Source organism: Arthrobacter sp. Rue61a (assembly GCF_000294695.2).
GTDB classification, from domain to species: Bacteria; Actinomycetota; Actinomycetes; order Actinomycetales; family Micrococcaceae; genus Arthrobacter; species Arthrobacter aurescens_A.
Genome location: NC_018531.1, coordinates 431,323 through 456,388, shown reverse-complemented (window position 1 = coordinate 456,388; position 25,066 = coordinate 431,323). Strand labels below are relative to the sequence as shown.

The window sequence follows — 25,066 nt, the reverse complement described above, 5'->3', positions numbered from 1 at the left end:
TGCAGTCCCCGGTATCTGCGTCATACCAGCAGCACCACCTCAGGAAGCGGACAACCATGCTTGCACAAGCTACCTTCATCGACGTTCCCGGCCCCACGGTTTCGGCCGAACGAAGGCATGCCCCATCCTGGGCCGAGGCCCGGCAGCTGGCATACCACTGTGCCGGCCCGCTCCCACCGCTGAACCTGCGCCCCGCCGACGCGATCGGACGCACGCTCACCGCCAACATCACAGCGTCCCAGGATCTCCCGCACTACGCGTCGTCCGCCATGGACGGCTGGGCCATCAACGGCAACGGTCCGTGGGTAATGACGACGGCGGGGCTGCCGCTGTCACCGGGAGAAGCAAGCGTCATCGCCACGGGAGGATTGATCCCTGCAGGCGCCGCAGCCGTCCTGCGCAAGGAAAGCGGCGTGGTTGTTGACGGAGCTGGCGGCGCCCGCCAGCTGACACTCAAACCTGACGCGAAGCTCGGAGAAACACTGCCTGGCCGGCACATACGTCCTGCCGGAGAGGAAGCATCCGCAGGCGAGGTCCTCATACCTGCCGGAACGCTCCTCAATCCTGCCCACATTGCCCTGGCTGCGGTGGCGGGGAGCGACGAACTGCAGGTACAGCCCAAGCCGAGTGTCGCCGTCGTACTAACCGGCTCGGAAGTGGTGACCTCAGGTGAGCCCGCGCCGGGACAGGTCCGCGACGCGTTCGGCCCGCAGCTGGATACTGTCATTTCGCAATTGGGCGGGGAGCCCCGTGGCCAGATCAGGATAGGCGACTCGTACGACGAGTGGCTTGCGGCGCTGGCCGGCGGTCAGGCGGGCTCGCTGGCCGGCGGTCAGGCGGGCTCGCTGGCCGGCGGTCAGGCGGGCCCGCTGCCCGACGTGACGATCACTACCGGCGGAACGGGGAAATCAGGGACAGACCACTTCCGCGATGCCATTGCGGCACTCGGTGGCCGGCTCCTGCTGGACGGAATCGCCATGCGGCCAGGTCATCCGGCGGTGATGGCGGAACTTCCCGATGGCCGCTTTGTCATCGGGCTCCCTGGAAATCCCCTGGCCGCCATGATGGCACTCATGACCTTGGGCGAACCCCTGTTGGCGGCCTTGGGAAACCGGCCTCTCCAAAGTGCCGTCCTGATGACGTCGGGCGCGGACATCGATCCGGACCCGGGACGGACCCGGCTCGTGCCCTGCACCCTTGTCCACGACCTCGTGTTCCCCGCCTCCCACACGGGTCCAGGCATGATGCGGGGTCTTGCTTGGGCAGACGGATACATGGCTGTTCCCCCTGCCGGTGCAGCAGCTGGCACGCCTGTTCAGGTCCTGCCGCTGCCGTGGACGACATCCTTCAGTTCCGAAGTCCGGACACGAGTCCCCATGGTGTGAAAGGGTCCCTGCAAAACTCCGTCTAGGATGAGGAAAGACGAGGGTGCAGGCCGGACAGGGTTATCAGCCCAAGGCGACCTGCCTGGACAACGACACGGGGCATCATGGCCGAACGCAACCACGCGGACACTGACAAGGGCGCAGACGCCCAAGGCGGCGGCGTCCAATCTGTGGACCGTGCGCTCCAGATCCTGGAAATCCTGGCCCGCGAAGGCGATGCCGGAGTGAGCGAAATCGCAGAAGAAATGGGCATTCACAAATCCACCGTGTCCAGGCTGGTGGGCTCCTTGGTCAACCGCGACATCGTCCGGCAGAACAGTGAGCGCGGCAAGTACCAGCTGGGCTTTGGGATCCTCCGCCTCGCATCGTCCATTCCGGGCAGGCTAAGCGTGGTGCATGAGGCGCGGGAAGTCCTTGAAGCACTGGCAGCCGAGTACAAGGAAACCGTCAACCTGGCCGTCCTGAGGTCCAACTACGCTGTCAACGTGGATCAGGCGATGGGGCCCTCCACACTGGCCACTTACGACTGGGTGGGCAGCTTGACGCCGCTGCACGCAACGTCCAGCGGCAAGGTTCTCCTTGCTGCACTGACCGCCGACGAAAGAACCCAGGTCTTCAAGGCAGTGGGCCTGCCCGCACGAACGCCACGAACCGTGACAAACCGCGGGGAGCTGGAAAAGCAGCTGCTCGACGTGGCCCGCAACGGGTACGCCACAGTCCACGAAGAATTTGAAATCGGCCTTACTGCCGTTGCTGTGCCCATTTTCAACCACGCGGGCAGCGTCATTGCCGCCGTCAGCATTTCCGGTCCGGCGTTCCGCTTTTCACCCGAGGAACAGCCAGGGCTCATCAAGAGCCTCCGGGAGGCGGGACTGACCATCAGTGCCCGTATGGGCTACAGGCCGCGCTAGCTACCGCGGCTCAGCCATACCCTCACTACTTTCCGGAACGAAGCTCGCCGGAGTGACGCTCGCTGTCCACTGACGCCATCAGGGACGCGTTATTCGCAACCCCACCCATGATACGCAACGTTTCTCTTCCAGCCAATTGATATATCAATTTGCTGTTAAAGAGCAGGAAACCCTTGACTTTGGATGTGACGGAGCGCACTCTGTTGCATAGCGCGGATGTTGTTGATTCCTGCGGAACACGCCCTGGAGCATCGACCGACGACTCAGCCGCCCCCGTCCCACGAACCAGAAGAGGTGAATCATCCCTATCGCCTGCCCGCTCCGTGACCGCGCACTCGGGGAGGCGCCACGGCCCGCCATGATCATCGGATCGGAGGAAGCCCCAACCTTCCCGCCGATCCATTTACCAAGGCCTCGCAGAAACGCAGGCTCATGACACGCCGAGCAAAGGACCCGCTCATGGCTATAAACAGTGACACAAAACCGCTGACACCCGAGGAAATACCTGCCAACGGACACGTGGCAGGTACCCCGGCTGCAGCCAGCCCAACCAACCCCGCCCGCGCGGAGAACCCTGAAGAAGTCATCAGCGTCTCCCCCGACACCACCTTGGCAGCCCTCGACGCTGAGGACGGAGGCGCAGAAATCCTTCCCGATTCTGAAGAGTACGAACAGATCATGGAAGAGCTGCGCCACGCCAAGACCGAGCAGGCCGTTTCGGCCCGTCGGAACCGCAAACTTACTCTCGACAAAGTCACCTTCGGGATCACAGGCGCCATCGCCGTCGCCTTCGTGGTCTGGGGCTTCGTCGGAAGGGACAGCCTTTCCGCGACCTCCAAAGGCGCCCTGAACTGGGTCATGGAGTACACGGGCTGGCTGTTCATGGTCCTCGCATCATTGTTCGTCGTCTTCGTCCTGTGGCTTGCCCTCGGCAAGTTTGGCAACATCCCGCTGGGCAAAGACGGAGAGAAGCCTGAGTTCCGTACCATCTCCTGGGTAGCCATGATGTTCGCCGCAGGCATGGGCATCGGGCTCATGTTCTACGGTGTGGCTGAACCGCTGTACCACTACATCTCACCGCCCCCGGGCACCGTAGACGGCCGCACACCAGCAGCCATCCAGACGGCCATGGCCACGTCCATCTTCCACTGGACCTTGCACCCCTGGGCCATGTACGCAGTGGTCGGCATCGCCATGGCCTACGGCACCTACCGGCTGGGCCGCAAGCAACTGGTCTCCGCAGCCTTCACATCGCTTTTCGGCATCCGCATGGTGGAAGGTCCGCTTGGGAAGTTCATCAACATCCTGGCCATCTTCGCCACGCTCTTCGGAACCGCCGCCTCACTGGGCCTCGGCGCACTCCAGATCGGCAGCGGCATGACATCCAATGGATGGCTGGGTGAGGTCGGCACTCCCGTGCTGGTGGTCATCGTCGCGATTCTGACCTTCTGCTTCGTGGCATCCGCTGTTTCAGGCATCAGCCGCGGCATCCAGTGGCTCTCCAACATCAACATGGTGTTGGCGGTTGTCCTGGCCCTTATTGTGTTCGTTGCCGGTCCCACCCTGTTCATCCTCAATCTCATCCCTTCCGCCGTGGGTGACTACGCCAGGGACCTCGCCGAAATGTCCTCACGGACCGAAGCTGTGGGAGACGACTCCTTGCGCAGCTGGATGACCAGCTGGACCATCTTCTACTGGGCTTGGTGGATCTCCTGGACGCCCTTCGTCGGAATGTTCATCGCCCGCATCAGCCGTGGCCGCACCATCCGCCAATTCGTCACCGGCGTCCTGCTGGTGCCCAGCGTTGTCAGCGTCATCTGGTTCGGCATTTTCGGCGGGGCTGCGTTCCACGTCCAGCAAGAAGCTGACAAAGCCGGCACACCGGGCCTTGTAACCATGGTGGACGGCGCGCCCTCCATCAACTTCGACGGCGCGCTCTTCGATCTGGTCAAGAACCTTGGCATGCCTGGTTGGCTGACCGCAGCCGTCATTGTCCTGGCCATGGTCCTGGTGGCGATATTCTTCGTCACCGGCGCCGACGCAGCCTCCATCGTGATGGGATCCCTCAGTTCCAATGGTGCCGAGCACCCGCGTCGAGGAGTGGTGATCTTCTGGGGAAGCCTCACCGGCGCAGTGGCAGCAGTCATGCTGCTTGCAGGCGGCGATAAACCATCGGAAGCGTTGTCAGGCCTGCAAAGAGTAACCATCGTGGCGGCGCTGCCTTTCGTGATCGTCATGCTGCTGCTCTGTTTCGCACTGGTCAAAGACCTCCGCCGCGACCCGCTGCAGTTGCACAAGCGCTTGGCCACTTCAGTGGTGGAACGAGCCATCCGGACGGGCGTCGAACAACACGGCGGCGTTCAGTTCGACCTCGTCACCAAGCACGATTGCGCTGAAAAATGCACGGAGTCCGACTGCGTCGGGGGAACACCCACGGGAACCATTCCGTTGGTTGGCAAACCCCAACTGGAATCAGACGACAAATAGCCCGGCTTCAACGGACCCTCACTTAAGACATCAGGAAGGTTTACCATGTCCAAAATCGCTACCCAGGGCACCCTTCGCCTCAACACTCAGTCCAGTGCCCAGGCCGGCAAGGATGTGACTCTTACCTTGGACTCATCCAAACCAATGACCGTGCGTATTGAGGTTGACCACTGCCCCTGCGGGTCCGAACACAACCGGGCCGGCTCCTACGTAGACACTGACTTCAGCCGCTAGAGCCCAACACAATAGCTAGTCCCTACACAACAAAGCAGGCGCCGGATTCCGGCGCCTGCTTTGCTGTTAGTGCTGGCGGAAGCTAAGGCCTATTTGGGCATCAGCACTGAATCGATCAGGTAAACCGTGGCGTTGGCGGTCTGAACACCGCCGCAGATCACGTTGGAAGCTCCGTCAACCGTGAGGGCATCCTTGGTGCCGGCAACCGTCACTTCGCCACCCTGGACAGTCTTGTGGGTGCCGACGATCTGGTCCGGGGTCAGCTGACCGGGGACTACGTGGTAGGTGAGAATCTTGCTCAGCAGGGCATCGTCCGTCTTGAGCGTCTCGATTGTGGCGGGGTCGATCTTGGCGAAAGCATCGTCAACCGGTGCGAACACCGTGAATTCGCTGCCGTTCAGGGTGGAGACCAAGTCAACCTTGGGGTTGAGCTGACCCGAAACGGCGGCGGTCAGGGTCTTGAGCAGCGGGTTGTTCGATGCTGCTACGGCTACCGGGTCCTGGGCCATGCCCATTACCGAACCGGCACCGTCCGGAACCTGTGCGGCGTAACCGGCGCAGCCGGGGCCCACAAGGTTAGCGGCCGGATCCATGGCAGCGCTGGACATGGCGGAGGCCGACGGCGACGGTGCCGCCATGGAGGTTTCCGGGGCGGCAGACGAAGCAGCCGGCGTGCTGGTGGTGCTTGAACCACCACAGGCAGTAAGTCCGAGAAGGGCGGCTGCAGTGAGGCCAACGAAGGCGAGGGCGGGGCGCTTTGTGGACAACATGTCATTCTCCTTGTTTTTGGAACCAGGGCGTTGGATCCATTGGTTGGCGGGACACGGGCTGAAAGTGATGCTTTTGCTTCACTAGCGGTTTGTGTCTCATCAGCTATTCGGAGGATGGGACGGGGTGGATGGGTGCGAATTGAAAAAGTTTTTATTCGTGATTGCTGCGGCGGGGTGTAACCCGGTGACAGGATGGGCGGATGGCAATCGATGTTCGACCCGCGACGGTGTTCGATGACGTGAAAACCATGGTGGGGCCCAAGAGCCCCGATGCGAATGTGTGCTGGTGCCTGAGCTACCGGATCCCGTCGAAACTGAACCAGGAGCTCCAGAGGCAGGAGCGCGGGAAGTTCGTGAAGCAGCTGGTAGCTAAGGACCCGCCCCCAGGCGTTTTAGCCTACGACGGCGACGAAGTAGTCGGGTGGGCAGCGGTTCACCCGCGCGCGGACACCACTTTTGCGAAGAACCGCAAGATCCCCCAGGTGGATGAGAGCAACGTGTGGTCGGTCTGGTGTATTCGGGTGAGGCCCGGGCATCGCGGCAAGGGCATTTCGCACGAGTTACTGCGTGGGGCGATTGACTTCGCCAAGAGCCAAGGCGCGCCTGCCATCGAGGGTTACCCCGTGGACAACAAGGGCGGCAAGGTGGATCTGACCATGGCATACGTGGGCACCCGCCGACTGTTCGAGAAGGCCGGTTTCACAAAGGTCGCGGAAACGACGTCCGTGCTCAACGGCTTCCCCAGGGTGCTCATGCGCCTAGACCTCAGCTAGCGCCTTGTAACCGCGCGGTCATTCGGTGCGCTTCCTCGAGCAACAGTTTGCCCAGGAACTCTTGGCGGTCCGGCCGGAATCTTGGCTCAATGCCTGTCAAGGAAAGAGCCCACGCCGGCCTTCCCTGCTGGTCAAACACTGCAGCGCCCATCCCCCAGCTGCCCTCAAGAATCAGCCCGGGATTTACGGAGTAGCCGGCCAAACGGGTCTGCTCCAGGTTGTCCCGCACTACGCCGGCCGGATGTCCCGCGGCAAAGTCGCCCGCATGCCCCGGCCAGTCGTTGAGCAACGATTCCTGCTCTTCGGGAGGCAGGAAAGCCATGATCGCCGTCCCTGCCGACGCGACTCCCAGCGGGAACCGCACCCCCTCGTGCAGCACGAAGGAACGCACGGGGAACGAGCCCTCCTCCCGCAACACGCACACGGTTTCGTTTCCACGACGTATGGAGAAGAAGGCACTCTCCCCTGTCTCGGCAGCCAACCGGCGCAGCGACGGCCGGGCGATGTCCTCCATGGGGAAACGTGCAGCAGCTACGGATCCCAGCAGGAAGATCTCCGGGCCCAGCACCCATTTTCCAGAGTCTGAATCGTGCTCCAACAGCCCTTCAGCAGCCAGCGACGTCAGCAGCCGGTGCACGGTTGGCCTGGTCAGCCCGGACTCACGTACCAAGCCAGCCAATGAGGTGCCTTCGGGCTTGCGTCCCACCAGGCGAAGCAGCAGGGCTACCCGGCCTACTACTTGTGCTCCCTGAACCATCACGGCACCCTTTCGAATAATTCATCCACAATATGGACACCTTTAAGCGTAGCGTCCACAGCGTGAGTCACCAACACATCCCGCCGTTGACCCGCATCCGCAAGAACCCTAGGCTCCACTACAGAGGAACTCAGTCCACAAAGTGGATACGCACAAAAAACTCAAAGAGGAGTCAAGCATGGCCAAGATCCACACCAGCGCAGCCCAAGCGCTCCATGACCTCATGGCAGACGGCTTGACCATCGCCGTCGGCGGCTTTGGCCTCAGCGGTATCCCCGCGGACCTGATCGACGCCGTCCGTGAGTCGGGCGCCAAGGACCTCACCATCGTTTCCAACAACATGGGCGTGGACGGCAAGGGCCTTGGGGTCCTGATTGAAGCGGGCCAGGTCCGGAAGGTCATCGCGTCCTACGTGGGTGAGAACAAGCTCTTCGCCGAGCAATACCTCGCTGGCCAGCTCGAGGTTGAGTTCACCCCGCAGGGCACACTCGCCGAACGTCTCCGGGCCGGGGGCGCCGGCATTCCTGCTTTCTACACACGAACCGGCGTGGGCACGTTGGTTGCCGAAGGCAAGCCGTTGGAAGAGTTCGACGGCGTGACGTACGTCCGCGAGCGCGCCATCACCGCCGACGTCGCGCTGGTCCACGCCCACACCGCCGATACCGACGGCAATCTGATGTACCGCTACACGGCCCGGAACTTCAATCCTGTGGTCGCCACAGCTGGCAAGGTGACCATCGCCGAGGCCGAGGTCATCGTGCAACCGGGCGAGCTGGATCCCAACCACATCGACACCCCGGGCGTCTACGTGCAGCGGCTCGTCCAAGCAATCAACCGGGTCAAGGACATCGAACAGCGCACTGTCCGCCCGCGCCCGGAGGCACGGCGCGCTGAAGCACTGACGGCCTAAGGCAAAGGAGCACATCATCATGGCATGGACACGTGACCAGATGGCCGCGATTGCGGCCGAAGAACTGAACGACGGCGACTACGTAAATCTCGGCATCGGCATTCCAACGTTGGTGGCCAATAACCTGCCCGACGGCGTGCGGGTGGTGCTCCAGAGCGAGAACGGCCTGCTGGGCATGGGCCCGTTCCCGTTTGAGGGCGAGGAGGACGCGGACCTTATTAATGCCGGCAAGCAAACCGTCACCATTACCCCCGGTGGCAGCATTTTCGACTCCGCCACGTCGTTCGGCATGATCCGCGGCGGGCACGTGAAGGTGGCCATCCTGGGCGCCATGCAGGTGTCCGGGTCCGGCGACCTTGCCAACTGGACCATCCCCGGCAAGATGGTCAAAGGCATGGGCGGCGCCATGGACTTGGTGGCCGGGACGCCCCGGGTGGTTGTCCTCACCGAGCACAACGCCAAGGACGGTTCGGCCAAGATCGTCACCGACTGCACGCTCCCGCTCACGGGGCTCAAATGCGTTGACCGGATCATCACGGACCTGGCCGTTTTCGATATAGTTCCGGATCCAGAGAAGCACGACGGCGGCACGCGGCTGCTGCTGACCCGCCTCGCACCGGGCCTCACGGTGGAAGAAATCCGCATCAAGACCGACGCGGCGTTCACGGTAGCGCTGACGGCTGAAGAACCCACGCTAGAAGGAGCACACGCATGAGCCTGAAGGACCAGTTCGGCAAAGACATCCTGCTCACCGGATGGGGGCACAGCAAGTTCGGCAAACTGGGCGATGAGACGTTGGAGTCGCTGATCGTCCAGGTTGCCGGCGAAGCGATCAGCAACTCGGGGCTGGCCCCCAAGGACATCGACGAAATTTACCTTGGCCAGTTCAACTCCGGTATGCAGCCTCTCGGATTTACGTCGTCACTGGCACTCCAGTTGTCGGCGGACCTTGCCAACGTCCCCGCAACACGCACCGAGAACGCCTGCGCTTCCGGTTCCGCGGCGTTCCAACAAGGTGTTAAAGCTGTCCTGTCTGGAACTGCCCGCAACGTCCTGGTGATCGGCGCTGAGAAGATGACCGACGCCGGCGCGGACGTTGTGGGAGCAGCGCTGCTCGGTGCTTCCTACGAGATGGCCGGTAAAGCATCCTCCACCGGTTTCACCGGCCTGTTCGCGGAGGTCGCCAAGCACTACGACAAGCGGTACGGGGCAGGAATCAACGGCCCGGGCTTTGAAAATGGCCTCGGCGACGTCCTCGGTTCCATCGCCGCCAAGAACCATCGCAACGGCATGGACAACCCGTACGCCCAAATGCACCGGGACTTCGGCGTTGAGTTCTGCCGGACCATCTCCGAGAAGAACCCCATGGTGGCCGAACCCTTGCGCCGCACCGACTGTTCGCCGGTCTCCGACGGTGCTGCCGCCGTCGTGCTGTCCACGTCGGCGACCGGAGGCGCAACCGCACCAGTGCGGCTTGCTGGGTTCGGCCACGCCAACGACTTCTTCCCCGCAGAGAAGCGCGACCCCACCGAGTTCGCCGCCACGAGGGCTTCGTGGGAACGCGCGCTGGGCATGGCGGGCGTGGACATTGAGGACCTGGACTTCGCCGAGGTGCATGACTGCTTCACCATCGCCGAACTCATCATGTACGAGGCCATGGGTCTCACTCCCCGCGGCGAGGGCGCACGTGCCATCACTGAAGGTTGGGTCTACAAAGACGGCAAGCTGCCCATCAACGTCTCCGGCGGCCTGAAAGCCAAGGGGCATCCGGTGGGCGCGACGGGCGTATCGCAGCACGTCATCGCCGCGATGCAACTCAGCGGCACCGCAGGAGACATGCAGCTGCCCAACGCCCGCCGCGGCGCCGTCCAGAACATGGGCGGCGTGGGCATCGCCAACTACGTGAGTGTGCTGGAAGCGCTGTAGCTAGCGGTTGCGGATCAGCGCCGCGATCTCCGTAAACCCGAGCCGCTCTGCATTCTGCAGGGCGGTTCGGCCTTGGGGGTCGCGGATGTCCGGGGTGGCTCCCGCTGCCAGGAGTTGCCGGACCACGTCCTGCTGATTGGGCCCACCATTGTTAAGCAGGATCGCTTCCTGCATGGCGGTCCACCCCAAATTGTTGACGTGGTCCACGGGCACGCCTGCTGCGATCAGAATCCGAACAGTTTCCGTGTGCCCATGCTCGCTCGCTGGGATCAGGGCAGTGCCGCCGTACCGATTGGTGCTGCGAACATCCGCTCCTGCAGCCAACGTCAGCTGCAGGACCTCGTTGAAACCCTCGGCGCCGGCGTAGAGGAACGCGGAGTCCTGAATCTCGTCCTTCGCGTTGACGTTGCCACCCGCCGCGATCAGTTCGCGGACCTTCGCAGCGTCGTTGGCTTTCGCGGCGAGGATGAGGAGTCGGTCGGTTTCGATTTGGGCCTCCGGTGAGAGTTTGGCTTCCGCTGATTGTTGGGCCGGCACAGCAGCCGACGACGCCGGCCCGGGACCGGCGTTCGACGACGCGGCGTGGGTGGGGGTTGCTTGAGTCGGCGTCGGGCTGGAAGGCGACGGGGCCGCCGTCGTACATCCGGACAGCAGCCCGAGCACCAGCACGCCCGCCCCCACCACCCGCGCTTTTGTACCGAGGGCGTTCATTGGCTACTTCGCTGCTGCGGCCAAGGCATCGGCGCCGGCAGTGGCGCAGGCTTCGTCGAGTGCGCCGTCGGGTGCGCCGCCAACTCCGATGCCCGCAACGGAAACGCCGTTGACCTTCAGCGGAACGCCACCCGGCAGGAAGAGGGTCCCGGGGAGGTCGGCGATGGACGGACCGTTGCCGTTGATGCGCTTGGCGAGCTCGCTGGTTGGAGCGCCGAAGGCTGCTGCCGTGTAGGCCTTCTGCTTGGCGGCTTCGATGGTGTGCTCGGCGGCGTTGTCACCGCGAAGGAGGGCCTGGACGGTGCCGAAACGGTCAACCAAGGCCACGGTCACGAACGGCAGCTTGTCGGCCTGGCACTTGGCCAGCGCCGCGTTGACGGCTTTGCTCGAAGCTCCCACGGAGATGCGGTTCTGGGCGACGACATTTTCCGGCGCGGGCAGAACGTCTGCGGCAACCTTCACGGGCGCTGCAACAGGCGTGCCAGCGGGGGCCACTGCGTTGGCCACGGCCGTCACTCCGCCGGTAAGCAACAATGCTCCTGCAGCTGCCGCGGCAATCATCTTCTTGGACTTCTTCACTGTGTTCTCCTCGTAGTAAGCATCGGGTACAGCTCCATGCTTCCGCGAATGTCCCCACGCCACATCGGCCGGCCGCCGTGCACGGGCTCAACCTTTCCTCCACCGGTATCAGCCAAAAGGTGGAGAGACCAACCACTCCGCGGGGACCTAGCATGGAAAGAACGCCTTCAACTGAAACCGGGAACCGCCCATGCCAACTACCCGCTTACGGCCCGAACCTGGCAACCAGCCCAGCAACCGGATCGATGGCCGTCTTGATGCCGTAGTGCATTCGGGCTTTGCCGTGCTGATGGTGGCCTCCGCGGTCAGGTACGTCATGCGTCACTCCCCCGCAGACAACCTGTGGACCGTCGCCCTGGCCATAGCCGTGTGTGCGCTGTATGCGGTCACCGCCGTGCTGGCCCATCGGCAACCACGTCGGGGTAGGCAACAGCTGTGGATTCCGTGGATGGTCGCGTTAGTGGCAGCATGGGCCGCGCTGGTGGTGGTCGCTCCGAGCTTCGCCTGGTGTTCCTTCGCCATCTTCTTCCTCACGCGCACGGCCTTCCGGGGATGGTCGGGCTACGTGGCGGGCGGTGCGACGGCGGCCGCTACCGCCGTCGGCCTCTTCCGGATGAGCGACTGGACGGACATCGCCATGCTGCTCGGGCCCCTCGCGGCGGGCGCCCTGCTCACGCTGATCTACGACAAGATTGAACGCGACGCGGCACTGCAACGCAGGCTTTTCGACGACGTCACCCTGGCCCAGGAGCAACTCGCCGCCAAGCAACGTGAAGCCGGAATCGCCACCGAACGCGAGCGCGTTTCGCGAGAAATCCACGACACCGTGACCCAAGGCCTGGCCAGCAGCCTGCTCCTCCTTGAGGCGGCCCAACGGTCATGGCCAGCCGAAACCGCCCATGACGACGTACGCAAGGCAACGGATTTGCTCAGGCGCAACCTCGCCGACACCCGCAGCCTGGTGCACGAACTCTCCGCCCCCGGCCTCGAGACGGGTCCGCTCCCGGAGGCCTTGGAACATGCAGCACGGCAATATGTGGATAACATCAACGTCCAGGTCACCGGTGAGCCTCAGCCCCTTCCTTCCGAGGTGCGGCATGCCCTGCTCCGCGTCACGCAAAGCGCAGCTGCCAACATCAAACTCCACGCCCACGCGAACCACGCCAGTGTGACTGTGGGGTACCTTCCGGACGCGGTCACCCTGGACGTGTTCGACGACGGCCGCGGCTTTGATCCCGCAGCGGTACCTCCGCCGTCGGCAAACGGAGGATACGGCCTGCGGGCCATGCGGCAGCGGGTTGAACAGTTGGGCGGAGAATTATCTGTGGAGAGCTCGCCCGGCGAAGGAACCATCATTGCGGCGCAGTTCCCGCTGACCCGGCCTGCTGATCCGGAAAACGCTCCGAAGGAGGCCCGATGAACGGCATCTCCGTGCTCCTCGTGGACGACCACACCGTAGTCCGGAGCGGACTCAAGGCGCTGTTGGGCACCCAAGCCGATATCGCCGTCGTCGGGGAAGCAGCCTCCGGCGAGGAGGCATTGGAAGCCGCCCAAGAGCATATGCCCGCGGTAGTCCTCATGGATTTGGCCATGGGCGCCGGGATGGATGGCATCGAAGCCATCAAGCAACTCCGTCAGCGGAACCCGAAGCAGGCCGTCATCGTGTTCACCACCTACGATTCGGACGCCGACATCGTCCGCGCGGTGGACGCCGGAGCCATGGGCTATTTGCTCAAGGACGCGGCCCCGGAGGAGATCTTCGCGGCCGTTCGGGGCGCTGTGCAGGGGAAGAGCGTGATGAGTGCGCCGGTGGCTTCGCGCCTGTTCCAACAATTGCGGAATCCTGATGAGATCCTCACTCCCCGCGAAGCAGAGCTGCTCAGCCTCCTTACCGAAGGCCTCAGCAACCGCGACCTCGGGAAACGGCTGTTTATCTCGGAGGCAACTGTCAAAACCCACCTCGCGCACATCTACGCCAAATTGGGTGTCGAAACGCGTGCCGCAGCAATTGCCACAGCTATCCGGCGAGAGGGGATGCGGTAAAGGCGGCTGGTTGGATACGCTGACCGTATGTCGGACGTAGCGGATCGCAAAATGTTCAAAAACCCGGGAACTGCTTTGCTGGTCCGGGGAGTCCTTTCCATAGTTTTCGGCCTATTGATCATTGTTTTGCCCAGCGCCACCGCATTGGTGGTAGTTGTCATGTTCGGAGTTTTCGCAATCATTGACGGCATTACCAGCGTGGCGCATTACTTTTACGACCCCGCTGGCCGTTCCCGCTGGACCGTAGTAGGTGGGTTCATCTCCATTGCGGCCGGCATTGTGGCAATTGCCTTGCCGGGAATCACGGCAGCAGCAATCGGTGTCCTCATTGGCTTGTGGGCCCTGGTCCTGGGCCTTTCCCAAATCATCCTGTCCCTTGCCGCGAGGAATTTTATCCGGAGCTGGGGTATCTGGCTCCTGACGGGCCTGGTGACCACCGTGTTCGGGATTGTTGTGCTGGTGAATCCGGGTCTCGGTCTGCTGAGCCTGGTGTGGATGTTGGCAGGGTTCGCGATTGTGACGGGCTTGCTGTTGCTCGCGTCCGGCATCGGGCTCCGCAAGCTGGCCACTTCACCGCCGTTGTTCGCCCGCTGACCCTGAGAGTCCCCCGGGTAAAAAGCCGTCAGGGGATGCGCTCAGCGCCAAGTTCGGTAAGTTAGTGGCTGTGAAGATAGCAACCTGGAATGTGAACTCCCTCCGCGCCCGTGCCGACCGCGTTGAAGCCTGGCTTGAGCGCAGCGACTGTGATGTCCTTGCCATCCAGGAGACCAAGTGCAAGGACGAGAACTTCCCGTGGGAGCTCTTTGAACGCATGGGTTACGAGGTTGCGCACTTTGGGGTGAACCAGTGGAACGGCGTTGCCATCGCTTCCCGTGTGGGTTTGGACGATGTGCAGCGCACCTTCCTGGACCAGCCGGCGTTCGGCAAGGCAGGCAAGGATCCCGCACAGGAAGCCCGTGCCATCGCAGCCACCTGCGGCGGCATCCGCATCTGGAGCCTCTACGTGCCCAACGGCCGTTCACTGGACGACGAACACATGCCGTACAAGATCAAATGGCTGGACGTCCTGCAGGGCCACGCAGCCGAATGGGTAAAGTCCGAACCGACCGCCCAGATCGCACTCATGGGTGACTGGAACATCGCTCCCTTCGACGACGACGTGTGGGACATCGAGCTCTTCCGCAACAACAATTACACCCACGTCAGCGAACCCGAGCGCGCCGCCTTCCACGCCTTCGAAACAGCCGGGTTCACCGACGTCGTCCGTCCCTACACTCCGGGCCCGGGCGTCTACACGTACTGGGATTACACGCAGCTGCGCTTCCCCAAGAAGGAAGGCATGCGCATCGACTTCTGCCTCGCATCACCGGCTCTGGCATCGCGGGTCACCGGCGCTTCCATCGACCGCGAGGAGCGCAAGGGCAAGGGCGCTTCGGACCACGCTCCCGTCATCGTAGAGCTTGCAGACTAAGTACAAGGTCACTGACGAAAGGGGCGGCTGACATGACTGGAAACCTGTATCGGGGCCAGGCAGGTCTGCCGTTCTCGTCGTCGCTGCGCATTTACGAGCCCCTCGAGGCCTTCCCGCCCGAGCAGCAGCGCCAACTCGTGGCGGAGGGCAGCAAGGCGGGTTCCCGGGCCGCCATCGAAAATGCGGAGCTCCAAGCCTCCCTGGGACGCATCACGCGCTCCGGCGGTGACCCCTTCCCCACCGGCCGCACTGACCTGGTGCGCATGACGCGGGTGCCGGGCGGACGGCACGCGGCGGGGTCGGCGACGGCGGCGAATAAAGAAGATCACGACACCGGACGGCTGCTCTACTGCCCCAGCCAGCTGGTGATTCGGGCCGGCTTGGCAGCGAACGCGCTCATGGACGGCGTGCACAGTCCGCTGGCCGATCTTCTTATTCCGGTATCGCAGCGGGACAAGCACCAAATCAGGATCGATCGCATCAACGCCGGGGAAGACGCCAAACGCGTGCATACCCGAGCCTCAACCTGGGGAATCCCGTTCAGTTGGTTCTCTCTCTTCACCGAGTCGGACCGCAAGGACGTGGTGGAATCCGAGGGGCGCATCCTGACCGTCCGGGTATGGACACCCATCACTGAGGCCCTGGACCGGGCACGCTTCGCCGTGGCCCACCTGGCTTTGGCAGCGCCGGACTTGGACATGCTGGACGACCTGACGCAGCTCACGGAATGGCTGGAACTTTTCCATGTTCAGTCCATGGTGGAGCTGGATTATGGTGCCGTAGCTGACAAGGTGTACCCGGACGAATCCCCCATGGATGTCCGGCTCGGCATCGAGTGCTTGGCTGAAGGCGACATGACCGGCGCGGCAGCTGCGTACCGACGGCTCGCCTCGCGGTGGATTCCCATCCGGCAGTTGGCCCGCGCTTCTTAGCTTGGCTGTCCAGGAAAGGTGGGCGGGGCTGTTGTCTCGCGGACAATCAGCTTGTGGGGTGCCACCTCTGAATGCACCGCTCCCGGGTTACCGTCAAGCTCATCCAGGAGCATTTTGGTGGCCAGCTCCGCCTGATTGTCGGGCCGCTGGCCCACGGTTGTGAGCCCGATGGACGACGAGAAGTCATGGTCGTCGATCCCGATGACTGAGAGGTCCTGCGGCACCCTGACGCCGTGGCGCCCCGCCTCGAAAATGACGCCCATCGCCATCTCGTCGGACGAGCAGAAGATGGCTGTCGGTTTACGGCCGGGCTGACTCCAGAGCCGGTTGAACGCCTGCTGTCCGCTGGCGACAGTGAAGTCCCCCCATTGGTCCCATTCAGGACGGACTGCCAGGCCGGCGTCGGTCATCACTTCCTGGAAGGCGCGGATACGCACGCGGGGAACGTCGAAGTTCAGGTCCGTTTCATCGTCGCCATGAAGCAAAGCGATGTCCTTGTGGCCCAGGTCCAGCAGATGCCGCACGGCAGTGGACGCGGCGTCGTAATCATTGATGCCGATGTACGCGCAATCCTCAACATGACCACCCACCACTACCAGCGGGATGTCGATCTTGTGGAGGTGTTCCAGCTCTTCCTCGGTCAAGGACATGCATAGCACCAGCAGGGCATCTATCTGCTTGTAGACCATGGTGGAACTGAAGAGCCGCTCACGGTTGCTGCCGTGGCCGCCCAAATTGAACAAGGACAGGTTGTACTTGCGGGAATGCAGTTCCCGGTCTGCGCCTTCGATGGCCTTGGAAAAAAACCAGCGACTAACGAAAGGGGCCAGCACGCCGATGGTGCGTGTGCGGCCCGTCGCCAGACCCGAGGCCGACGACGACGCCACGTACCCTAGGGAACTGGCTACTTCGAGGATCTTCTCCCGGGTTGCTGGAGACACCCGGGGCAGCCCGCGGACCGCCCTGGAGACAGTGGCGGTGGAGACTCCGGCAGCCGCTGCGACGTCCTCGATGCTAACGCCCGTATGGCCGCCGCGTTGGGATCTACCCGTTGTTTTTGACACAGGCTCCCCTCTCCGGCCGCCGTTGCTCCGCCTTCACACCTTAATTGTGGACTTGTGGTTTGCAGCCCTCGGTTACGCGGCGACGTAATGCGCAACGCAACCGAGGCTGCGGTTCCTACCCCTTGAGGCCACCGGAGAGCAGGCCGCGCACGAAGTAGCGCTGCAATCCGAAGAACACCAGGAGCGGGACGATGATGGAAACGAATGCCGCTGCCGGGTTGAGGTAGTCCCTGGCGCCACGAGTACCGGAGATCTCAGCCAGACGCTGGGTAATCGGGGCCACGTCCGCTGTTCCACCGGAGAACACCAGCGCCACCAGCAGGTCATTCCACACCCACAGGAACTGGAAGATTGCCAGGGAAGCAAGTGCAGGCACCGACAACGGCAGGATGATCCGCCAGAAGATGGTGCTGTGTCCGGCACCGTCCACCCTTGCTGCTTCAATGACTTCACCGGGAATCTCGGAGATGAAGTTGTGGAGCAGGAAGATGCCCAGCGGGAGGCCGAACATGGTGTGAGCTATCCACAGCTGCGCGTACGAACCCGCGGGGAGCTGCAGGGTCTGCGTGAAGAATTGCAGGAGCGGAATCAGGGCCATCTGGAGCGGGATGATCTGCAGGGCAAAGACGAAGATGAAGAGTGCGTCACGGCCCTTGAACTTCCCCCATGCGAAAACGTATGCGGCCATTGAGGCCAGCACCAGCACAAAGATGGTGACCGGGATGACGATGGCTATGGAGTTGACGAAGTACTGGGAGAGGTTGGCAGATTGCGAGCCGGCCGGGGTCAGGACGTCCGCGTAGTTCTTGAACGTGAAGTCCCAGTCAACAAAGGCATTCCACCAGCCGTTGGAGCGGGGACCCACCTGCTTGGCGGCCGGACGGAACGAGGTGACAAAAAGGCCGAACGTCGGCACGGACCATACGACGGCGATGATGATCGCTGCCGCTGTTGCCCACTTGGAGGTGAGCTTCGTCTTGACCCGACGCATGATCGGCTGGGCGTCCTCCGTGGGATCGGATCCAGGACGCTGCCGGGTGGCCTTCGAGGCCTCTTTCGGGGCTGGCGTGGCTGTCAATGGATCTCCCTTTGCTTGCGAAGGACTCGAGCGTTGTACACGACGATCGGCAGCACCATCAGGAACAGGATCAGGGCCAGTGCGGCACCTCGTCCTGGCTCACCGGCACGGAAAGCCTGCGTGTACATTTCGTTGGCAACCACGGACGTGTCGTAGTTGCCTGCCGTCATGGTTCGGACAATATCGAAGACCTTCAGCGTGGCGATGGTGATGGTTGTCAGCACCACCACCAAGGCTCCGCGGATACCGGGGACCGTGACATTGCGGAACTGTTGCCAGGCGTTGGCCCCATCCAGACGGGCTGCTTCGATGAGCTCCACGGGGACACCCTTGATAGCAGCGGAGAGAATCACCATGGCAAAGCCGGTCTGGATCCAGACCATGACGATGATGAGGAAGATGGTGTTTTCCGGTGCGTCCAGAAGGAACTGCTTGGGATCCATGCCCAAGGCGTCCCGGAAGAAGTTGATGACACCGGTCTGCTCGATGTTTGGACCGCGGTAGTCATATACGAGCTTCCATATGATGCCTGCGCCCACAAAGGAGATGGCCATCGGCATGAAGACCAACGACTTCAGAACCCGCTCGCCACGGGCTTTGTCGATGAACACTGCATATGCAAGTCCAAAGCTTGTGGACAGCAAGGGAACCAGGACGGTCCAGATGACGGTGTTCCGCAGAGTGGTCAGAGCCTCTGGCTGCGTGAACATCCAGACAAAGTTGTCAAAGCCGTTGCCGTTGCCACTGGCATCCGTGAACGCCAGCATTGACGTGCGAATGGCCGGATAAACAAGGCCCACCAGCATCAGGATCGCGGCAGGGGCAAGGAAGCCGGCCACGGTGACTTTGTCCTTGACTGATTTCGGAGCCCTGTCCACCAGCAACATGATGAGGCCGATAACCGCTGCGAATATCGCCAGGGCTATCACTACTTGAAGGAGTTTTTCTCCTATAAATTCCATACCCAACCTCCGGGGCGTGAGTGAATCACTAAGTTCCGGGAAAAGCGCTGCCTCCCCGGCTGGGGGTTCCAGTCAGGGGAGGCAGCACTTTGGGAGTTAGCTCTTAGGCCAGCTGGATTCGATGCTGTTGGCAACATCCTGCGAAGACGTGCCGTTGATCCACTGCACGATGCCCTTCCAGAAGGAGTTGGAACCAACCGCACTCGGCATCAGGTCAGAGCCGTCAAAGCGGAACACAGTCTCGGGGTCCTGAAGGATCTGGACGGTCAGTTTGTCGAGGTCGGACTGTGCGTTGTTGGGATCCAGGCCCTTGTTAGCACTGACGACGCCGCCAAGCTTGACGCGGTTGTTGGCAAAGTCGGCGCTTGCCAGGTAGGCCAGGAACGACTGAACCTCTGCAGTGTCCTTGTATGCGCCCACCATTTCGCCGCCACCGGTGACTGCCTTGCCCTTGCTTTCGTCGATCGGCGGGGTGATGAAGGCCCACACGTCGCCATCTTCAGCAACGTTGGTTCCTGCAGGCCAGTTGGCTGCCTGGAAGTTGGCCTGGTGGTGCATGGCGCACGTACCATCCAGAACCGGCTGGCCAGCCTGGGCGAAGCCGGTGCTCAGGATCGAGCGGACGTCACCGAAGCCGCCGTTGACCATTTCCTGGTTGAGCAGGATATCGCCGGCCTTGTTGAAGGAATCAACGATCTTGGGGTCGTTGAAGGGGATCTGGTGAGCTACCCACTGGTCGTAAACCTCGGGGCCATGCGCACGCAGGACGACGTCCTCGATCCAGTCGGTGCCGGGCCAGCCGGTAGCCTCACCGGACTCGAATCCTGCGCACCACGGCTTCATGTTCGGGTCATCCGCGGCAATCTTCTTGGACAGCTCGATCATTTCGTCCCACGTCTTGGGGACTTCCCAACCCTTGTCCTTGAAGGTCTTGGGCGCGTACCAAACAAAGCCCTTGACGTTGGCCAGCATCGGAGCGGCGTAGTACGTGCCGTCCACGGTGCCGTACTTCTTCCAGTCAGGGGACCAGTTCTTGTCTACAAGATCGGAGACAGTCTTCGGAGCTGGCTTCAGGTAGCCTGCCCGTGCTTGGGTGGCAAGAAGACCGGGCTGCGGGAAGATCGCCACATCAGGGGCGGTGCCGGACTGGGCACGGACACCGATCTGCGTTTCGAATTCCTTGCTGCCCTCGTACTTAACGGTGATGCCTGTGCAGTTCTCGAACTGCGCCCAGGATTCCTCGAGGTTGGTGGCTTCAATGTCCACGATGGTGGAGTAGACGGAGACGGTCTTGCCGTCATGCTTGCCATAGCTTTCGTAGGCGGAGCAATCCTCCGAGCCGGCGGTGGATCCTCCACCGCCACCATCTCCGCTACAGGCGGAAAGGGTAAGTGCCAGAACACCGGCGGCTGCGACCGGTAGCAGGTACTTGGTTTTCTTCATGCTAAAGACTCCTCGCTGAGTACAAAGATTCGGCGGCGCAATTGATGTGGTGACGCTCACACTAGTCATTGTCTGCGTCGGAATGCAAGCGCTTACACGTAACGTAACCGCATCGATACCAAGTAGCCTGACTTTCGCTGCGGAGAGCTGGGTAGCCGGGCCTAAGTGGGCATTTGCGGTCGGGCTTCACGTTCCGCCATTGGACATGTCGATTTGATTGCCTACTATTGCCTATGGAAAAGTAGGAATCGTGGATGAACTTGAAGCACTGCAAACCATTGGCCGCCTGATCAAGGAAGAACGCCTGGCGCAAGGGCTGAGCCAGGTTCAGTTGGCCAAACAGGCGGGAACCGCCATCAAGACCGTTCGGACGTTGGAGTCCGGAACGCGGCGCACACAGGAAATCAACCAGCGCAAGCTTGAGCATGCCCTGGGCTGGAGGGCAGGGTCTGTTTCAGAGGTCCTGAAAGGCAAGTCCACCTTCGCTCCGGACATGATCACCCCCGACGACATGCGATCGGGGGACGAATCACGTCAAGGACCTCCGCGCGTTACCGTTCCCAGCGCTCCCATAGCCCGGGCCTCGCACCTCTCCGACGAAGAGCTCCTTGCCGAGCTCACCTACCGGATGATGCACCGTAACAGGGGCTAAAAGAGTTACTTGATGGCTTGGCGCCGCACCATCTCATTGATCCAACTCGGAGCGAACGGCGATGTGCAGTTAGGCGGCGTAGGGTAGTCCTTCAGCACTTCCAGGCGCTCACCGATGTCCAAGGCCCTGGCACGGTGCTCCGGGAACTCAATGCCGATCTGTGCCAAGCAGTGGTTCATGGCCCACTGAAGACGGTCCGGAGCGTCCTTCATGTCGGCCTCGATGATGTCGAGCAGCTGCACGATGTCCAGGCCTTCCGGCTTCCTGACCACCCTTTCGGACGTCAGCGCCCATCCGGCACTCGCCACCACAGGATCGGGATCGGAGAACCAAGCCAACCGCAGATCTTCGGAGTGCGGGCTTTTCTTGACGACGTAGTTCACCAGCCAGTCCTGCACTTTGGGCGTCCGCGCTTCACGCAGCATGCTGTCCAGCTCGGCCCGCTCAAAGGCCTTGGGACGGCAGATCAGAAGTGCCAGCAATTTGGCAGCGGTGTCGCCCGTGTCCCAGAGCTCCCGCGCGAGATCCTGTTGGGTCTTCAGCCGCTTCGCGACGGCACGCAGTTTGCTGAGGTTTACCCCGTGGTCATCGCCGTGTTTTTCATTCACTTCGCGAGCCCGGGGTTCTTCCAGTGCGGCCAGTTCCGCCATAAGCCCGGCCACGGTGGTCTCGAGCAGAGATTTGTCAGGCGCAGATGTTGAAGCCACTGTTGTTCCAGCCACTGGGGCCTCCTGTCCTTCGGTATGGGATTCAGGCTACCCGCAACTGAGGAGCGCGAGGGCAGCCCACGCCAATGCGATTCACACCAGTGAAGGGCCCTCAGGAAGTGAGCGAGCCCCTGACGATGCTGACGCTGGAGTGGCCGGGATTTCCGTCCAGTGGTTCATCCGAAACGTCGACGATGGGGAAATCGGCCAGATTCAGGTCCGCCGGAAGCGGGAAGGTACCTGAGTCCGACTTCATGATTCCCAGACTGATCAGCCGTGTGAGGTCCGTGCCAATAAGCCAGACCTCCTGGTAGCCCTGCGCTTCTTCTTTGCTCAGTTTCACTTCCAGGGTTCGCGTTCCATCAGGGGACTCAAGGACTGTCGCCGATCCTGTAGCAGTGTGCTGGGCAAGTGGCGTCAGCTCTGCTCGTGCCAACGGCGTTGCCGCCTGGTTGATGTTCCACAGGGTTGCACCGGCGATGACCAAGGCACCTGCTGCGGCGACCGCCAGCCAGGTCCCGCGGCGTTGCCACCCTTGGGGACGTTTCTTGACGGAACGTATGTCCGCGGGTGGTGCTGCTGGTTGCTCTGGTTCGGTTGGACCGTTAATGCCGGGCTTGCTGGTTTCAGTTCCTGTTGCAGAGCCCGCTGCGGAGCCCAAGGGGTCTTCCCGGATTGCGTCCGACAAACCCAGTTCCCGGTGAATCCCACTCCACACACTGGGCCCGGGCACCTCAAGGGTGCTGCTGTCCGGCGTGGTTTTCATGGCGTCAACGGCGCGGCGCAAAGCGGCGTACTCCGCCGAGCAGGCATCGCAGCCGCTAAGGTGCTGCCGGCCCTCCTCATCGAGCCAGTCACCGTAAAGCGCCAGGAGGCTCAACTCTTCCGGATCAATGTGCGGCATGGTCAACCTCCAGTCTGCTTCTTAGGTGGATCAAGCTGCGCCGAATGTGGCTTTTGACGGTACCAAGCGGTAGTTCAAGCCTGCGGGAAATCTGCTCGTGCGTCAGGTCTTCATAGAATGCCAATTTCATGATGGCGCCCTGCGGTTCACCAAGCCGGTCGAGTTCGCCGTCCAGGAGCAGCCTGTCGGCCAGCACCTCCACAGCTCCCTCCGTAGGACCTCCGCCGCCGGTGTCTTGGACCTGGGCGACGGCAAGGACTCTACGAACTTCCCGGTTCGACGCTGAGTGGGCGTCCGCAATGACGTGGCGTGCAATGCCCACTATCCATGCCGGCAGGCGCGCGACCTCGGGGTTGAAGGTGTCCCGTGAACGCCACACCCGGATAAACACCTCTTGGGTGACGTCGTCGGCCGCGGCACGGTCCCTCAAGGACCTCAAAGCGAGCGTGTGAACCAGCGGGGCAAACTGCCTGTAAGCAGCCACAAGTGCAGACTCATCCCCCGCCATGAATGAGGCGGTCAACGTATCGTCCCACTCGGAAGAAACCTCGTTTGGGGATACCAAAGGAGACTCCTTCCCGGCGTCAGCGACGAGGACCACGGCCGGGTTGGGGTGCTTATTCAAGGACCGCGGTGACAATCACATTGTCGCTGTAGTCCATTCGTTCGTCCAGCCATCTGCCGCCGCAGGTGACCACTTTGAGTTCGTGCGGTCCGGTCCGGCGGAACAGCGAGTCGCCGTCAAAGACGTCCTTGGCCATCAGCGTGACGGAGACAACCCGATAGTTGAGTGCGGGAGCACCCTCCCGCCCTACGGTTATCAAGGTTCCGGCCGGCAAGGATTTCAGCTGGGAGAACGGCGCCTGGTCAGAGGTGGTGTCGATGTGTCCGGCCAGGACAGCTGTGCCTTCCGCGGCTCCGGGGGCGGATCCGAATCGGTACCATCCGGCCTGGTAGAAGGTCTCCGGTATCTCCATAGCCCCACCGGGCGCGACCCCCACGGGGATAACGGCCATGTCAATTGACGTTCCGGCCACCTTGAGCGACACCGGAGGGGGAGCCGCCGCCGGCTGCGTGGGAGTTGTGCCCTTCAGCGAGACTTCGGCAGGTGGTCGGGACGGCTCGGCCGGTGGCAGCGACGGTTGAGTCTGCAGCTCGCTGGGGTTCGGGCCGCTTGCCTCACTGGAAGAACTACCGGCCGTCGGCGGTGTCGCGGTTCCGCATGCCGTCAGAACGAGCACTGCCATCCCGGCGAGCGCCGCCACCCGGCGGCTTCGGCTTGGCTTACTTGGTGTCACAACGGTTGTTTCCTGGCGTCTACGGCCGGATGCTCCGGCTGCCGTGATTGATGCGGGGTCCTGGCCGTCGTTATCGGACGACCAGGACCTGTTCCGCTCTTATGTCATGCCGTTGCCTTGGCCTTAGGACTTCCGTGCGGCGGAAGTGCGAACCTTTCCAAGCCCCACGACGATCATCAGCAACGTTGCCGCCGCGAATCCGCCGCCCAGAACCATCTGTTCTGTCGGGACCATCGGTTCTGTCGGGACACTGCCCGATGAGCCGTCCAAGGCGCCTGGTACCGATCCGGGAGCCGAATGCAGCCCGTCAATGGTCTGCACCGCTAGTTGAAGGTTCTTGTCAGTCAGGCTTCCCCACGCATAGACGATGGTGTGCGTGCCTTCGGACACCGTCACATCGGCCGGGCCAATGACAGGTGCTGTCGTACCCGCTGCGGCCACTGCGGCCGAAATCGTACCCGGGTCAAGGGTGAGCGTTTGCTCATTGGGGTTGGCCAGGTTGGTCACCACGGCTGTGCCGCCGGCAAGCACATCCACAGCTGGCGCCGCGGCCGTGTGCCGGACCGTCAGCTTGCCCTTGCCGGCATCGATGCGCGAGACGTCGTTCGTGAAGAAGTTCGCGGTTGGCTTTCCGGCAGCATCGAGGTTGGCGACGGCGGTGTAGTTGCCGTTCGCCGCCAAGGTCACCGTCACCGGCCCGATAACGGGGGCAGAGGCATCGGCAGCGTCCGAGGCGGTAATGGCCAGATCGTAGGCACCGGGCGGAAGTGCCAAGGGCCCGGCCAGAGTGCCGGGAGCGAAGTCGTCCAGGGTTCGTGCTCCGTTGACCCAGACGTCAACGGTTAACCCAGGCACTCCGTGCAGTACGGACAGGTGCGCGTCACCCTCCGCCGCCTGTGCGGGGACAGCCAAGACGATTGCTGCTGCCAGTGCTGCGGCGCTGGCTCCTGCTCCTGCCGTAAGTATTCTGCTGCGCATATCCTTCTCCTCAATCGGCCCGACGTGCGGGGATTTTGCTGATACCCCTACTACCGACACAAGGCAGGCTATGGATGCGGATGCGCTGTAT

Annotated in this window: 28 protein-coding genes; 15 read left to right on the top strand and 13 right to left on the bottom strand. The window is 62.4% G+C overall.

The window, feature by feature from the left end; all coding sequences use genetic code 11:
- Positions 1-56: 56 nt before the first annotated feature.
- From ARUE_RS02255 to ARUE_RS02240, 4 genes are all read left to right on the top strand, one after another.
- Positions 57-1,385 (top strand): molybdopterin molybdotransferase MoeA, encoded by a 1,329-nt coding sequence (locus ARUE_RS02255; protein ID WP_014920582.1) that lies wholly within the window; start codon positions 57-59, stop codon positions 1,383-1,385.
- Positions 1,386-1,489: 104 nt separating this feature from the next.
- Positions 1,490-2,296 carry an IclR family transcriptional regulator gene (locus ARUE_RS02250; RefSeq protein ID WP_011773234.1) on the top strand — a complete coding sequence of 269 codons (807 nt, stop codon included), beginning with the start codon at positions 1,490-1,492 and terminating at the stop codon, positions 2,294-2,296.
- A gap of 459 nt (positions 2,297-2,755) precedes the next feature.
- Entirely contained in the window at positions 2,756-4,783 is a 2,028-nt protein-coding gene (locus ARUE_RS02245; protein ID WP_011773233.1) for a BCCT family transporter, read from the top strand.
- A 45-nt stretch (positions 4,784-4,828) separates the two neighbouring features.
- On the top strand, positions 4,829-5,017 hold the full coding sequence (locus ARUE_RS02240; protein WP_011773232.1) for a hypothetical protein: 189 nt from the start codon (positions 4,829-4,831) through the stop codon (positions 5,015-5,017).
- A gap of 89 nt (positions 5,018-5,106) precedes the next feature.
- Here ARUE_RS02240 and ARUE_RS02235 read toward each other — a convergent pair whose 3' ends face one another.
- Entirely contained in the window at positions 5,107-5,787 is a 681-nt protein-coding gene (locus ARUE_RS02235; RefSeq protein ID WP_014920580.1) for a fasciclin domain-containing protein, read from the bottom strand.
- A 200-nt stretch (positions 5,788-5,987) separates the two neighbouring features.
- On the opposite strand from ARUE_RS02235, the gene ARUE_RS02230 reads away from it, so the two are divergent.
- Positions 5,988-6,560, top strand: coding sequence for a GNAT family N-acetyltransferase (locus ARUE_RS02230; RefSeq protein WP_011773230.1), 573 nt, complete (start codon positions 5,988-5,990; stop codon positions 6,558-6,560).
- Here the strand turns inward: ARUE_RS02230 and ARUE_RS02225 are convergent.
- The gene (locus ARUE_RS02225) at positions 6,553-7,317 is read right to left on the bottom strand and encodes an IclR family transcriptional regulator (protein WP_011773229.1); all 765 of its coding nucleotides are present in this window, start codon (positions 7,315-7,317) and stop codon (positions 6,553-6,555) included. The genes ARUE_RS02230 and ARUE_RS02225 overlap by 8 nt on opposite strands.
- 178 nt (positions 7,318-7,495) lie before the next feature.
- Here ARUE_RS02225 and ARUE_RS02220 point away from each other — a divergent pair, with 178 nt between their 5' ends.
- Genes ARUE_RS02220 through ARUE_RS02210 form a run of 3 tightly spaced genes read left to right on the top strand, consistent with a single transcriptional unit; the run spans position 7,496 to position 10,153 of the window.
- Positions 7,496-8,227 (top strand): CoA transferase subunit A, encoded by a 732-nt coding sequence (locus tag ARUE_RS02220; RefSeq protein WP_014920579.1) that lies wholly within the window; start codon positions 7,496-7,498, stop codon positions 8,225-8,227.
- Between the two features lie 19 nt (positions 8,228-8,246).
- A complete protein-coding gene (locus ARUE_RS02215; RefSeq protein ID WP_014920578.1) occupies positions 8,247-8,942 on the top strand; it encodes a 3-oxoacid CoA-transferase subunit B in 696 nt (231 codons plus the stop codon).
- Positions 8,939-10,153: an acetyl-CoA acetyltransferase gene (locus ARUE_RS02210; RefSeq protein ID WP_014920577.1), complete on the top strand. Its 1,215-nt coding sequence runs from the start codon at positions 8,939-8,941 to the stop codon at positions 10,151-10,153. Before ARUE_RS02215 ends, ARUE_RS02210 begins: the two co-directional genes overlap by 4 nt.
- Here ARUE_RS02210 and ARUE_RS02205 read toward each other — a convergent pair whose 3' ends face one another.
- Both ARUE_RS02205 and ARUE_RS02200 read right to left on the bottom strand, forming a co-directional pair.
- Positions 10,154-10,864 carry an ankyrin repeat domain-containing protein gene (locus ARUE_RS02205; protein ID WP_014920576.1) on the bottom strand — a complete coding sequence of 237 codons (711 nt, stop codon included), beginning with the start codon at positions 10,862-10,864 and terminating at the stop codon, positions 10,154-10,156. It abuts the gene before it with no gap.
- 3 nt (positions 10,865-10,867) lie between these two features.
- Entirely contained in the window at positions 10,868-11,443 is a 576-nt protein-coding gene (locus tag ARUE_RS02200) for a GlcG/HbpS family heme-binding protein (RefSeq protein WP_187329913.1), read from the bottom strand.
- A 190-nt stretch (positions 11,444-11,633) separates the two neighbouring features.
- Here ARUE_RS02200 and ARUE_RS02195 point away from each other — a divergent pair, with 190 nt between their 5' ends.
- From ARUE_RS02195 to ARUE_RS02175, 5 genes are all read left to right on the top strand, one after another.
- On the top strand, positions 11,634-12,863 hold the full coding sequence (locus ARUE_RS02195) for a sensor histidine kinase (RefSeq protein WP_014920575.1): 1,230 nt from the start codon (positions 11,634-11,636) through the stop codon (positions 12,861-12,863).
- The gene (locus ARUE_RS02190) at positions 12,860-13,486 is read left to right on the top strand and encodes a response regulator (RefSeq protein ID WP_014920574.1); all 627 of its coding nucleotides are present in this window, start codon (positions 12,860-12,862) and stop codon (positions 13,484-13,486) included. The genes ARUE_RS02195 and ARUE_RS02190 overlap by 4 nt, the downstream gene beginning before the upstream one ends.
- Positions 13,487-13,513: 27 nt before the next feature.
- Positions 13,514-14,080, top strand: a complete 567-nt coding sequence (locus ARUE_RS02185; protein WP_011773221.1) for an HdeD family acid-resistance protein — start codon at positions 13,514-13,516, stop codon at positions 14,078-14,080.
- 70 nt (positions 14,081-14,150) lie between these two features.
- The gene (locus tag ARUE_RS02180; RefSeq protein ID WP_011773220.1) at positions 14,151-14,957 is read left to right on the top strand and encodes an exodeoxyribonuclease III; all 807 of its coding nucleotides are present in this window, start codon (positions 14,151-14,153) and stop codon (positions 14,955-14,957) included.
- A 32-nt stretch (positions 14,958-14,989) separates the two neighbouring features.
- Complete coding sequence (locus tag ARUE_RS02175; protein ID WP_014920572.1) at positions 14,990-15,889, top strand: DUF8083 family protein; 900 nt, start codon at positions 14,990-14,992, stop codon at positions 15,887-15,889.
- On the opposite strand, the gene ARUE_RS02170 is transcribed toward ARUE_RS02175, so the two are convergent.
- The 4 genes from ARUE_RS02170 to ARUE_RS02155 form a co-directional block, all read right to left on the bottom strand.
- The gene (locus ARUE_RS02170) at positions 15,886-16,953 is read right to left on the bottom strand and encodes a LacI family DNA-binding transcriptional regulator (protein ID WP_014920571.1); all 1,068 of its coding nucleotides are present in this window, start codon (positions 16,951-16,953) and stop codon (positions 15,886-15,888) included. The two genes, ARUE_RS02175 and ARUE_RS02170, sit on opposite strands and share 4 nt — an antisense overlap.
- 115 nt (positions 16,954-17,068) lie before the next feature.
- Positions 17,069-18,031 (bottom strand): carbohydrate ABC transporter permease, encoded by a 963-nt coding sequence (locus ARUE_RS02165; protein WP_011773217.1) that lies wholly within the window; start codon positions 18,029-18,031, stop codon positions 17,069-17,071.
- Positions 18,028-18,993, bottom strand: coding sequence for a carbohydrate ABC transporter permease (locus ARUE_RS02160; RefSeq protein ID WP_011773216.1), 966 nt, complete (start codon positions 18,991-18,993; stop codon positions 18,028-18,030). Before ARUE_RS02160 ends, ARUE_RS02165 begins: the two co-directional genes overlap by 4 nt.
- 96 nt (positions 18,994-19,089) lie before the next feature.
- Positions 19,090-20,436 carry an ABC transporter substrate-binding protein gene (locus ARUE_RS02155; protein WP_011773215.1) on the bottom strand — a complete coding sequence of 449 codons (1,347 nt, stop codon included), beginning with the start codon at positions 20,434-20,436 and terminating at the stop codon, positions 19,090-19,092.
- A gap of 250 nt (positions 20,437-20,686) precedes the next feature.
- On the opposite strand from ARUE_RS02155, the gene ARUE_RS02150 reads away from it, so the two are divergent.
- Complete coding sequence (locus ARUE_RS02150) at positions 20,687-21,088, top strand: helix-turn-helix domain-containing protein (protein WP_011773214.1); 402 nt, start codon at positions 20,687-20,689, stop codon at positions 21,086-21,088.
- Between the two features lie 5 nt (positions 21,089-21,093).
- Here the strand turns inward: ARUE_RS02150 and ARUE_RS02145 are convergent, their stop codons facing one another.
- From ARUE_RS02145 to ARUE_RS24580, 4 genes are all read right to left on the bottom strand, one after another.
- A complete protein-coding gene (locus ARUE_RS02145; RefSeq protein WP_014920570.1) occupies positions 21,094-21,810 on the bottom strand; it encodes a DNA alkylation repair protein in 717 nt (238 codons plus the stop codon).
- Positions 21,811-21,907: 97 nt separating this feature from the next.
- The gene (locus ARUE_RS02140) at positions 21,908-22,699 is read right to left on the bottom strand and encodes an anti-sigma factor domain-containing protein (RefSeq protein ID WP_011773212.1); all 792 of its coding nucleotides are present in this window, start codon (positions 22,697-22,699) and stop codon (positions 21,908-21,910) included.
- The gene (locus tag ARUE_RS02135) at positions 22,686-23,300 is read right to left on the bottom strand and encodes an RNA polymerase sigma factor (protein WP_014920569.1); all 615 of its coding nucleotides are present in this window, start codon (positions 23,298-23,300) and stop codon (positions 22,686-22,688) included. The genes ARUE_RS02140 and ARUE_RS02135 overlap by 14 nt, the downstream gene beginning before the upstream one ends.
- A gap of 16 nt (positions 23,301-23,316) precedes the next feature.
- The gene (locus ARUE_RS24580) at positions 23,317-23,715 is read right to left on the bottom strand and encodes a class F sortase (protein WP_286140170.1); all 399 of its coding nucleotides are present in this window, start codon (positions 23,713-23,715) and stop codon (positions 23,317-23,319) included.
- On the opposite strand from ARUE_RS24580, the gene ARUE_RS24575 reads away from it, so the two are divergent.
- A complete protein-coding gene (locus ARUE_RS24575) occupies positions 23,714-23,845 on the top strand; it encodes a hypothetical protein (protein ID WP_286140169.1) in 132 nt (43 codons plus the stop codon). The two genes, ARUE_RS24580 and ARUE_RS24575, sit on opposite strands and share 2 nt — an antisense overlap.
- 275 nt (positions 23,846-24,120) lie before the next feature.
- Here the strand turns inward: ARUE_RS24575 and ARUE_RS02125 are convergent, their stop codons facing one another.
- Positions 24,121-24,975 (bottom strand): DUF4397 domain-containing protein, encoded by an 855-nt coding sequence (locus ARUE_RS02125; RefSeq protein ID WP_014920567.1) that lies wholly within the window; start codon positions 24,973-24,975, stop codon positions 24,121-24,123.
- Between the last annotated feature and the right edge of the window lie 91 nt (positions 24,976-25,066).